Raw genomic sequence first — 11,861 nt, 5'->3', positions numbered from 1 at the left:
ATTTTTCCTCTATATTTTTTCATAAAATAGATATGTTTTATTAAATTTAATTAGACTTCATATTACTTTAAATTTACCTTCTATTAATAGGCAATAGATAATATTGAGGTCTACTTGGTTTTGCTATTAAAAAATATCTACAAAATATAAGAAGTGAGAGGTGAAAAACAATGACAATTAATAGAGAAGAGACTTTGAAGGAAGAAATGAAATTCAGTAGTACTAAGGAATGGATAGAAGAACAACTTTTAAAGACTGAGAAAAAGTGTGAAGAGTATGAAAATAAAGTAGCAACTCTTAAAAAATCTTCAAGGGGTACTTTTAGTACAGAACTAATTTTAGCCCAAAACATTCAAGACTTCGCCAATAAAGATTTGCACAAGTATAGTGAAAGCAAAGATAATCCATACTTTGCAAGAATTAATTTCAAGGAAAAGATAAGAGAGGTGGAAAGCTTTTATATTGGTAAGTTTGGACTTATAGATGAAGTTAACAACGAAGAGGTTGTCATTGACTGGAGAGCACCTCTTGCCAATTTGTATTATAGTGGAACTTTTGGAGCAGCATCCTATACTGCCCCCATGGGAGAAATTCAAGGAGAACTATTATTAAAAAGAAAGTTTCAAGTTAAGGATGGAAAAATAGTAAATATCTTTGATGAGGGAGTAAATGAGTTAATAGTTCCAGTATCAGAAGATGGAGAAGAACTAGTAGATGAGTTTTTAAAAATAAATCTAGAAGAAAATATGAGCAAAAAGCTTAAGGATGTAGTAAATACCATTCAAAGAGAACAAAATGAAATTATTAGAGCATATAAAAATAAGCCAATAATTATTCAAGGTTCTGCGGGTTCGGGAAAGACTACAGTAGCATTACATAGATTAGCCTATCTAGTGTATACCTATGGAGATGAAATGAATAATAGGAACATACTAGTAGTTGCACCAAACCAGTTATTTTTAGACTATATTTCAGATATTTTACCAAACTTAGGAGTTAGTAATGTAAAACAGTCAACCTTTGAAGAACTTTGCAGTGCAATTTTAAACATTAAATATAAAATAATAACTAAGGATAAAAAGCTTGCACATATAATGGAATGTAAGGATGAGGAAGAAATTAAATACATTACTGCATCTAGCAAGATAAAAGGTACAATGACTTATAAAACCATTATGGATAGGTTTATAAAATATTTAGAAAGAAAGAGTTCTGAAGTAGAGGATATATTAGTAGATGAATACATTTTATTTTCAGCAAAGGAAATAAAAAGACTATATATAAAGGATTTAGAAAATTTACCCATTAACAAAAGAAAAGATGAAATAAATAAATACTTTAAAGGTAAGTTAAAAAATCGAGTAGAAGAAATTAAAGAAAAGATAGAAAATATATACTTTTTTAAGATAAAAGATATAAAGGATAGAAAAGACGTATCAGAGGAAGATAAGAGAAAAGATATAATTAAAACCTATGATGAACGAGATGAGCTTATAGGAGGACTAAAAACTAAAGGGAGTAAGGCATTAAAGGAGTTCTTTGGTAATTGGAAAAAGATAAGTGTAGTAGATAGTTATATAAATCTTTATAACGATGAAGAAGCATTTTCATCTGTAACAGATAGTTGCTTACCTAAAAAGTTAGTTGATTATATGAGAGATGAAATAAATAATAATATTGCCACTAAAAATATAGACTGCGATGATTTAACGGCATTAACATACTTACAATTGAAGTTAGAAGGAGTAGTGGGAGAGAATTATATTCATACTGTCATTGATGAAGCACAAGATTATAGCCTTATGCAGTTTAATGTATTGAAGGAAATATCGAAGAATAACTCAATGACTATAGTGGGGGATTTAGGGCAAGGAATCTATAATTATAAAGGAATTAATTCATGGGAAAGTTTAATAGAAAAGGTATTTAGCGAAGATGCCACTTATATAACTTTATCACAAAGCTATAGGTCTACAGTAGAAATAATAGAGTTTGCTAATAGAGTATTAGAAAAGCAAGAGTTAAATATAAAACCAGCTCTTCCTATATTAAGACATGGAGATGAACCTAGGGTTATTAATGCTAGAGAAGATGAAGAAATAAGAGTTATTGATTCTTTATTACAAGAAATATATAGTAAGAATAAAAAAACTGTAGCTATAATTTGCAAAACCTATACTGAGTGCAAGGAACTACATAAAAGGCTTAAGAAGGAGTCCAAATATAAATGGGAACTGATAGAAGAGAGTCAAAGTAAATTAGATATAGATAATTTAATTATACCTAGCTATATGACCAAGGGGTTAGAGTTTGATGCAACCATTGTTTATAATTGTGATGAAGATATGTATAGGAATGAAGTCTTAGATAAAAAGTTGCTATATGTAGCTCTAACTAGAGCATTACATCTTCAATATGTAATGTATAAAGAATCACTTTCTTCTTTACTTGTATAGGTATAAGCCTAGTTGCAATAAGGAATAATAGGTTATAGTTTAGAATGAAAGTTATTGTACTATAATTTTAAAGATAATAGAAAAAAAGTGCAAATTATGATATATTTAAGGTTGTGTAAGTCAAAATAATTAGATAATTTATTGATAATACGAATTATGTTTCGATAATGAAGGTATATGAATGCCATTATATTATTAAATTATTTGATAATAACCTAAATAAAATATAATAAGAGGAAGTGATTATTATGGGAGAAAATATAGGAAATACATCTTCAAATTTTATTAAAAGAATAGTGGTGGATGACTTACAGAGCAAGAAACATGACAATATAATTACTCGTTTTCCACCAGAACCAAATGGATATTTACATATAGGACATGCAAAATCTATAGTTTTAAACTTTGAGTTAGCAGATGAGTTTAATGGAAAGACAAACTTAAGATTTGACGATACAAATCCTACTAAAGAAGATACTGAATATGTTGAATCTATAAAAGAAGATATAAAATGGCTTGGATTTAACTGGGATGATTTATACTTTGCATCAGATTATTTTGAGGAAATGTACAATAGGGCAGTACTCTTAATTAAAAAAGGATTAGCCTTTGTATGTGATTTAACTCCTGATGAAATAAGAGAATATAGAGGAAGCTTAAAGGAGCCAGGAAAAGAAAGTCCTTATAGAAATAGAACCGTTGAAGAAAATTTAGACTTATTTGATCGTATGAGAAAAGGTGAGTTTAAGGATGGTGAGAAGGTTTTAAGAGCTAAAATTGATATGAGCTCTCCCAATATAAATATGAGGGATCCTATAATCTATCGTATATCTCATACAGCACATCATAATACAGGAGATAAATGGTGTGTATATCCAATGTATGATTTTGCACATCCCCTAGAAGATGCTATAGAAGGCATAACTCATTCAATCTGTACTTTAGAATTTGAGGATCATAGACCACTTTATGATTGGGTAGTAGAAGCGTGTGAAATGGAAAGTACTCCAAGACAAATAGAATTTGCAAGACTAAATATTACTAATACAGTAATGAGTAAAAGAAAACTTAAAGCTTTAGTAGATGAAGGTATTGCTGATGGATGGGATGATCCAAGAATGCCAACTATAGCTGGATTAAGAAGACGTGGTTATACTCCTGAGTCTATAAGAAACTTCTGCAGAGAAATAGGTGTAGCAAAAAATGATAGTACTGTAGATGAACAATTATTAGAACATTTTATTAGAGAAGATTTAAGCACTAAAGCACCAAGAACCATGGGAGTTATCAGGCCTTTAAAGGTGGTTATAACTAACTACGCTGAGGGTGAAGTTGAAATGTTAGAGATTGAAAATAATCAAGATGACCCATCCATGGGGAAAAGAATGGTACAATTCTCTAGAGAAATATATATTGAAGAAGAAGATTTTATGGAAGAACCACCTAAAAAGTACTTTAGATTATTCCCAGGAAATGAAGTTAGACTTAAGGGAGCATACTTTATAAAGTGTAATGATTTTATAAAAGATGAATCTGGAAAAGTTGTTGAGATTCATTGTACTTATGACAAGGAAACTAAGAGTGGAACAGGATTTACAGGTAGAAAAGTTAAGGGTACAATACATTGGGTAGATGCTAGCTCTGCTATACCAACAGAATTTAGACTATATGAGCCTTTAATAAAAGATGAAGAAATTGATGAAAACAAAACTTTCCTAGAATGTGTTAATCCAAACTCCTTAGAAGTATTACAAGGTTATGTTGAAGATAATATGAGGGGCGTAAAACCAGGTGAAAGCTTCCAGTTCTTTAGACATGGATATTTTAATGTGGATTCTAAATATTCTACAGAGAATAAACCTGTATTTAACAGAATAGTATCTTTAAAAAGTTCTTTTAAAATAAAATAAAAACACTACCTCTTAATTTGAAAATTAAGAGGTACTATTTTTTATAAAGTCTAATGTTATACTGATAAGCTGTTTATATATGAATTATCTGTTACTTTTTAGGAGTTAATATAAACTTTAAGAGTATAAGGGCGTTAATAATAATATATGGACAAGTATAAAAACTGTATATAAGAATAAAGGAGGAAGTATGAAAAAGTTATTATCTGGTTTACTAGGCATGTTTTTAGTATTTGCTGTTATGAACACAACTGCTTTTGCAGATACTAAAGAGATGAGAGGCGCATGGATTAGCACTGTTTGGAACCTTGATTGGCCAACTGTTGGTGCTAGAAATAATCAGGCTCAACAAAAACAAGAGTTTATAACACTATTGGACAAGCTACAAGCAACAGGGTTAAATAGTGTTATAGTACAAGTAAGACCTAAGGGAGATGCTTTATATAATTCTAGTCTTAATCCTTGGTCTGACATACTTACTGGAACTCAAGGCAAGAATCCAGGATATGACCCATTAGCATTTATGATTGAAGAAACTCATAAAAGAGGAATGGAGTTTCATGCTTGGTTTAATCCCTATAGAATAACAACTTCTGGTACAGACGTAAATGCATTAGCATCAAATAATATGGCTAGGAAGAACCCTAGTTGGGCCATAGCTTACAATAATGCATTATATTATGATCCAGGCAATCCAGAGGTAGTAAATTATTTAGTGGAAACTGTAGCTGAAGTGGTAAAAAATTACAAGGTAGATGGAATTCATTTTGATGATTATTTCTATCCAAGTAAATCTTTTAATGATGATACTAGCTACAATAAGTATGGGAATGGAATTAATAAAGATGACTGGAGACGTGCTAATGTCAACACATTAATTCAGAAGGTCTATACTAAAATTAATAGTATAGACTCATCAGTATCCTTTGGAGTAAGTCCAAGAGGAATATGGAAAAATGCAACTACTGATCCAGCTGGTTCAGCTACAAAAGGTGGACAAAGCTATTATGATATATATTGTGACTCTGTGAAGTGGATAAAAAGTGGTTGGGTTGACTATATAAATCCTCAGATATATTGGACTTTTGAAAATAGTGCAGCTCCCTATGGAACCCTTGTAGATTGGTGGGCAAAGCAAGTTAAAGGAACTAATGTTAAACTTTATATTGGGCATGATGTTTCTAAAACTGAGGTAGCTAATCAAATAGAAAAACAAGTAAATTATAGTAGAGATAATTCAGAAGTAGATGGAAATATATATTTTAGAGCAAAATTTATATCTGAAAATAGTACACTTCAATCAAAATTAAAACAGTTAAATAAAGTTACACATAAACAACTTAAGGGTTTAAATAGATATGAAACATCAGTAAAGGTAAGTAAAGAAGGTTGGAGTAGCGCAAATACTGTGCTATTAGTAAATGGTTATGCAAATGCTGATGGTCTTGTAGCAACTCCATTAGCATCGGCTTATGGAGCTCCAATAATTTTATCAGAGAAGAATTCATTACCAAGTGAAACTAAGGCAGAAATAAAGAGATTAAATCCATCTAAAGTAATACTTATAGGTGGGAAAACAGTTCTTTCAGATAATTTAAAAAAACAATTACAAGAAATCAAACCTAATTTGGAGATTGATAGAATAGGCGGTGCTACGAGATTTGATACTTCACTTTTAGTAGCTAAAAAACTAGATACCATAGTAGATGTGAATAAATCTTATGTATGCTATGGGTTAGGAGAAGCAGATGCCCTATCTATAGCAGCAAAGGCTGGAGAGGATAAGTCTCCTATAATTTTAGCTGAAAAAAATGCTATACCTAAGAGTACTATAGATTGGCTAAGAGTTGAAAGTCTTCAAACTGCATACTTTATTGGAGGAACAACCAATATAACTAAAGCTGTAATATCACAAATGAATTCTATAACATCTTCAGATGTAAGTGGAAATAGAGTTGCAGGTAATAATAGATATGATACAAATGCAGCTGTGATTAAAAAGTTTTATACTAACTCAGCTCAATCTGGTATTAGTGTTACTAAGGGATTAGTATTAGCAGATGCATTAACATCTGGTCCATTAGCAGCAAAATTAAAGACACCAATAGTGCTTGTAGATACTGAACTAAGTAACAACCAAAAGACGGTTTTAAGTACAAAACAAGCATCCTTAGTATATGAGATAGGAGGAGGTATAAATCCTTCTGCAGTTCAAGATGTTATAAATAGAGTAAGGTAATTTGAAATATTATTTAAATTAAATAAACTCAGTTAATGTAATGATAATTACGTTAACTGAGTTTTTTAATCTATGATATTATTATATGTTTATGTTAGAGTCTATGTCAGAAAACTCTACCATGAGCTTCTCGCTATTATTAGTAATATTTTGTGATATATGATTTTCCACATCTAAAGTGGCCCTATCAACTTCCTTTATAGGAAGGGTAAATATAAATTCACAACCTTTGTTTGGTTCACTTTTAAGGATAATGGAACCATCTAAAAGTTCTACTAGAGATTTTACCAAAGAGAGACCTATACCACTACCCTCTTTACTTTTAGATTTTTCATTTTTAACTTGAGTAAATCTTTCAAAGATGCTTCTTTGCTTATCTTTAGGAATTCCAATTCCAGTATCCTTTACTGAAACAGATATGGATTGTTTTAAACATTTTAAAGTTACGTATATACATCCTCCTTTAGGTGTAAATTTAATAGCATTTGAAAGAAGATTTAATATAATTCTATCTAGTTTTTCAGAATCTAGTGGCATATAAACCTCTTCTTCGTTAGTATCAAATACTATGGAAATTCCTCTAGCAGATGCATATTCAAGTACAGACATAGTGATATCTTCTACTACTTCTACTATATTCTTAACTTCAAATTCTACATGATAAAATCCAGAATCAATTTTTGTCATATCAATTAGATTATTTATAAGCTTAAGTAGTCGAAATCCATTTTGACGTATATATATTAGTTTAACTTCATCATCTTTATTAGCAAAAGTAAGTTTGCCGTTATCTTTATATATATCTAAAAGTTGTAGCCCAGATAGTATAACATTAAGCAAAGTACGTATTTCATGAGAAAAGTTAGCTAAAAATTCAGTTTTAATTTTATCACTTATCAGAAGTTCATCATATCTTTTCTTTGCAGCAATCATGTTTTTTGCATTATTTGTTTTTTGGATTGTTTGAATAGCTAACATTATCATGCATACTAGCAAAATTAGAAGTAAAAGAAATACTATACCTAGAGATACGCCTTTATTTATCCAACTATCATTTATAAATACAACATTCTCGGGAAGAGAAGAACGAGATATATTATTTGTTGTTACTTCTGATGCATCAAATAACAAGGTACTACCAGGATCGTATATACTTGGGATATCATTTGGTTTTGTACCATTTAGTACACGAATAGCAGTTTCATAAATGATTTTGCTGTGATTTTTTGCATATAATATATGTCCACCGATAGCTCCATTTCCAACATAAGTTTCCTTAAAAGTATATAATTGACCATTAGAATAGTTTTTTATAATATGTGTTGTATTCTTAGGTGAAATTATAATGTTGGAAGTATCTTTGAAATTACCAACAATTATTGAAGGTGTATTGCTAGGGTATTGAGATAATTTATAGCATAAATCATCAATATAGTCGCTTTTTATAAAATTAAATCTTAATACATTAGTATAATAGGGAATAGTATCTCTTACTTGGTTTTCTATATACTTAGATGCTATAGTATTATCCAATAAAATATTTATTTCAGAAGTATTTGGATTTGTATGTAAAATCAAATCAACTAGGGTACGTACATTAACTGGTTCCATTACTCCAGTAAAGTTATTAAATGGATAGGAAGACAGCTTGCTAACATCATTAATACCGCCATATACCACAGGTACATTTTTAAACATGGGAGTATTGTAATAATTTCCTACAAAATTTAAAGCTTCATCATCAAGAGTAACAATTAAATCAAATTTAGTATTTTCATATTTTAATGACCAAAGGTCAGCTTGCTTATCTAAATAGGATTTGTCATCATTTGTTATAGATAGGAATTCTGTTCGTGTATGAATATTTAAGTCGCTTGAAGTTAGTGAAGTTTTGAGATTATCGAGGAGATAAGATTCCCAGAGTTCATTTTCACTTTGAGAAGATAAAATTAATACCTCTTTATACTTTAAAAGGGATTGATCAGTATCACTTGATGGCGTAGCAAAAACTGTGATAGAGTTAAAGGACATAACTATGCCTAAAGCTAAATTCACTAACACATATATAAATTTATTTCTTTGGCAGGAGAGTACATATTTATCATTCATACAAATCACCTAACATATCTATACTTGATTTTAAAATATATTTAATTGACTTGGAATAAAGTATTTGAGCAAGTATCCCAAGAAAGTATATATATCGACATAATAATTATATCATGAAAATTAGATAGATAATAGAATATTTTTAACATTGTATTAATTATTAATATATTTATTATTATCTTAGAGAATATAATAAATACATTTCCATAAAATAATACTATTAAAATTGTGGTGGGAGTATATATGAGTAGTTATTATACTGTTAAATGTAGTAAATACGTTGATTACGATAAAATCTTAAAATTTAATTATGAAAATTTAAAACTTAATGGGAATACGAAATTAGATTATATTAATATTAAGTTAGAGGATGTATGTTATAGTAATTGTGAATTTAAAAATATGAATTTTGAAAATAATTGCTTTTCAAATGTTATATTTATTAATTGTAAGTTCATAAATTGTAGATTTATTAGAGGAAAGATAAATTTAAGAAATTTTTTGGAGTTTAATAATTGTATTTTAGACAAAATATATATTAATAATTGTAATTTTTCATCTTTATATATAAAGGAATGTTCATTATTTAAGGTTGATTTTAAAAATAGCTTTATGAAAGGTTGTAATTTTGTAAAAAATAGTTATGATGAGGTTAGATTTATAGATGATTGTAATTTAATGGACTGCATAATAAAAGATATGGAAGGAACCATGGATATAAAGTTTATTAATGAGAAATCTTATACTAAGCTTAATTATGGTTCTTATATAGGAAAATTCAACTATAAGGATATGAAAAAAAATAATACCTGTAGAAATAATAAAGAATCAAGTAATTGCATATGTAATTGTAATTATCTAAACATTAGTTTTAGTTACATGGATTTTGGTGAACAATATTTAAGAAATCATGTAGGCGGAAGATATGGTAGGTGTTTTTATCAAAGTAAATTAGCTTTTCATAGGACGCTTAAAGGTAGAAAGAAATTTTATTCTTCTGTGGCTAATATAGTATGTGGTTATGGCGAAAAGCCTTATAGAAGTTTTATGTTATCTTTAATTATAATTTTGATATTTGCTTTATTATACATGATTACTGGTATAAACTGTTCCAGCGGAGTAATTGGAATTAGTGGATTAGCAGGTGATTTTTCTGTTAAAATGCTATTTAAAAATATAATTTATTGTATTCACTTTAGTTTAGTTACATTTTCTACAGTAGGATATGGTGATTTATTGCCATATAATATGATGGGGGTTATACTAAGCAGCATAGAAATACTTATAGGAATTATAATGATAGGAATTTTGACATCTACTTTAGTTAGAAAGATGACAAGATAAGCAGATATACAATTATTAAATAAGCATATACATAAAATATAAAGTAAGGTAAATTTTATGGGAGGTCACTTTTTAGCGTCCTCCCATGTTTTATTGTTATATAAAACCTTCTATATGTTCTGCTCTTTCAAAGGAATTTTCTATGATTTCATCTGGATATCCAATATATTTTAAAAGTTTTATTGCATTTTTTGTTTGAGATACTCCTTGTTTCAGTTTGTAGTCAAAGGAAAGTCCTTCGCTACTATTTACATCTTCACTGAAATAAAAGAAATCATAGTAATCTTTAAGAATATCAGCTAGTTCCCTATCATGGGTAGCAACTATAGAAATTGCTTTTTTAGAGTTAATATATTTTAGAATTTCAGCGGAAGAAGCAATTCTTTCTACAGGGTTTGTACCTCTAAAAATTTCATCTATGGCACAGAAAATAGGAAGAGGTTTTTCAGTAGCATTTATAATTCTAAGGATGGATTCAGCCTCTGCCATGTAATAGCTTTTTCCTGAATTTACATCATCACTTGGACTAATTGAAGATACAACATTGAAAAAGCTAGCTTCGTAATTTTCAGCTAGTACAAAATTGAAACTTTGTGCAAATACTATGTTAATTCCGAGCATCCTTAAGAAAGTTGATTTTCCAGACATATTTGTACCCGTAAGAATGATACCATGTTTATTAATATTAATGGAATTTGCAACAGGATTCTTAACAAGGGGATGAATTCCTTCAGAAATATTTAACTTTAGTTCCTGATAAAATTTCGGCTTAGTATATGGTGTATCAAGTCCACTTTGGTAGCTTGCTACAGATGCTAAAGCTTCAATTTCTCCAATTATGTAATATAAGTCTAAGAGGTAATTCTTTTTCTCCTTAAGTTCACTACTAAGTTTATAGTAAGCGGCTTCTTCTAATAAAAGTGGTACAGAGATGAACTCAAAGAAACCTTCAAACATGGTGGTAAATCCAACAAGTCTAGTTCCTCTATCTATAGATTTTATATTGTTTAGGATATTGGTTATTTGCAATTTATAGTCCTTAAGTTCGGAAATATTAAGATTTTTCAACTTTTTTGCAGCAACAATTATTTTTCGTAGGTATAATAATCCTTTATCTTTAATATTTTTAGCTTCAACCATATTTATAAATCCATTAATCCATAAAATTGCAGCAAAACCAAGCATATACTTAGGATTTTTGGTAATTATAGATATAAGTATTATTAATATTGGTAGAAATTTTCCTAAGAAGGTATAAAGGTAATATTTACCTCTATTAACTTTAAGATATGTTTCTAGCATTTCTATAAAGCAGTCTTTATTATCAAATCCCATATTAAAAAAATGCATTTGAACCTGGCATTTTTTATCTTCATTATCCTTAAAGAAGCTAATTATATTATTTCTTCTGTTAAGTTCTTTTTCATCTATAATAATATTCCTTATCATAGAATATAAAGCAGATTCTCCTGCACTACTATAGGTTCTATCGAAATTTTCATAAACTCTATTCATATCTAAATCATTGAAACTTTGTTCATCTAGAAAATATTCAGTTTTAGGTCTGATATCAAATAACCGTCTAATAGACTTGAAGTTACGTACCCTTTCATTATCTCGTTTAGAATCTTCTTTAATATAGTTAAGTTTGACTTTAGACAATATATCACTTCCAATACATGTTATTATTTAACATTATAACTCATTATTACATTTTAGTCTAATAAGTAGGGATTACCTACTATTTTTTTAGGAAGAATATGAGAGTTTATGATATAATATGAGGTATATTATAAATGTAGT

6 protein-coding genes are annotated in these 11,861 nt (G+C 28.9%); 4 read left to right on the top strand and 2 right to left on the bottom strand.

Annotated features, from left to right (window positions below):
* Positions 1 to 170: 170 nt before the first annotated feature.
* From helD to ACTNBA_RS13990, 3 genes are all read left to right on the top strand, one after another.
* Positions 171 to 2,456, top strand: a complete 2,286-nt coding sequence (gene helD / locus ACTNBA_RS14000) for an RNA polymerase recycling motor HelD (protein WP_441074810.1) — start codon at positions 171 to 173, stop codon at positions 2,454 to 2,456.
* Between the two features lie 248 nt (positions 2,457 to 2,704).
* On the top strand, positions 2,705 to 4,366 hold the full coding sequence (locus ACTNBA_RS13995) for a glutamine--tRNA ligase/YqeY domain fusion protein (protein WP_441074809.1): 1,662 nt from the start codon (positions 2,705 to 2,707) through the stop codon (positions 4,364 to 4,366).
* 190 nt (positions 4,367 to 4,556) lie between these two features.
* Positions 4,557 to 6,605 carry a family 10 glycosylhydrolase gene (locus tag ACTNBA_RS13990; protein ID WP_441074808.1) on the top strand — a complete coding sequence of 683 codons (2,049 nt, stop codon included), beginning with the start codon at positions 4,557 to 4,559 and terminating at the stop codon, positions 6,603 to 6,605.
* Positions 6,606 to 6,686: 81 nt separating this feature from the next.
* Here ACTNBA_RS13990 and ACTNBA_RS13985 read toward each other — a convergent pair whose 3' ends face one another.
* Entirely contained in the window at positions 6,687 to 8,714 is a 2,028-nt protein-coding gene (locus ACTNBA_RS13985; protein ID WP_441074806.1) for a sensor histidine kinase, read from the bottom strand.
* A gap of 243 nt (positions 8,715 to 8,957) precedes the next feature.
* Between ACTNBA_RS13985 and ACTNBA_RS13980 the strand changes: the two genes are divergently transcribed.
* The gene (locus ACTNBA_RS13980; protein WP_441074804.1) at positions 8,958 to 10,058 is read left to right on the top strand and encodes an ion channel; all 1,101 of its coding nucleotides are present in this window, start codon (positions 8,958 to 8,960) and stop codon (positions 10,056 to 10,058) included.
* A gap of 96 nt (positions 10,059 to 10,154) precedes the next feature.
* On the opposite strand, the gene ACTNBA_RS13975 is transcribed toward ACTNBA_RS13980, so the two are convergent.
* Positions 10,155 to 11,723, bottom strand: a complete 1,569-nt coding sequence (locus ACTNBA_RS13975) for a MutS-related protein (protein WP_441074836.1) — start codon at positions 11,721 to 11,723, stop codon at positions 10,155 to 10,157.
* Between the last annotated feature and the right edge of the window lie 138 nt (positions 11,724 to 11,861).

The organism is Clostridium sulfidigenes (genome assembly GCF_052067195.1).
In the GTDB taxonomy this organism is placed as follows: domain Bacteria; phylum Bacillota; class Clostridia; order Clostridiales; family Clostridiaceae; genus Clostridium_J; species Clostridium_J sulfidigenes.
The sequence above is the reverse complement of the archived record's forward strand: the minus strand, read 5'-3'. Positions and strand labels throughout refer to the sequence as shown.

Coding starts and splice junctions, on each gene's coding strand:
- helD (WP_441074810.1), top strand. CDS start 171: ATGACAATTAATAGAGAAGAGACTTTGAAGGAAGAAATGAAATTCAGT.
- ACTNBA_RS13995 (WP_441074809.1), top strand. CDS start 2,705: ATGGGAGAAAATATAGGAAATACATCTTCAAATTTTATTAAAAGAATA.
- ACTNBA_RS13990 (WP_441074808.1), top strand. CDS start 4,557: ATGAAAAAGTTATTATCTGGTTTACTAGGCATGTTTTTAGTATTTGCT.
- ACTNBA_RS13985 (WP_441074806.1), bottom strand. CDS start 8,714: ATGAATGATAAATATGTACTCTCCTGCCAAAGAAATAAATTTATATAT.
- ACTNBA_RS13980 (WP_441074804.1), top strand. CDS start 8,958: ATGAGTAGTTATTATACTGTTAAATGTAGTAAATACGTTGATTACGAT.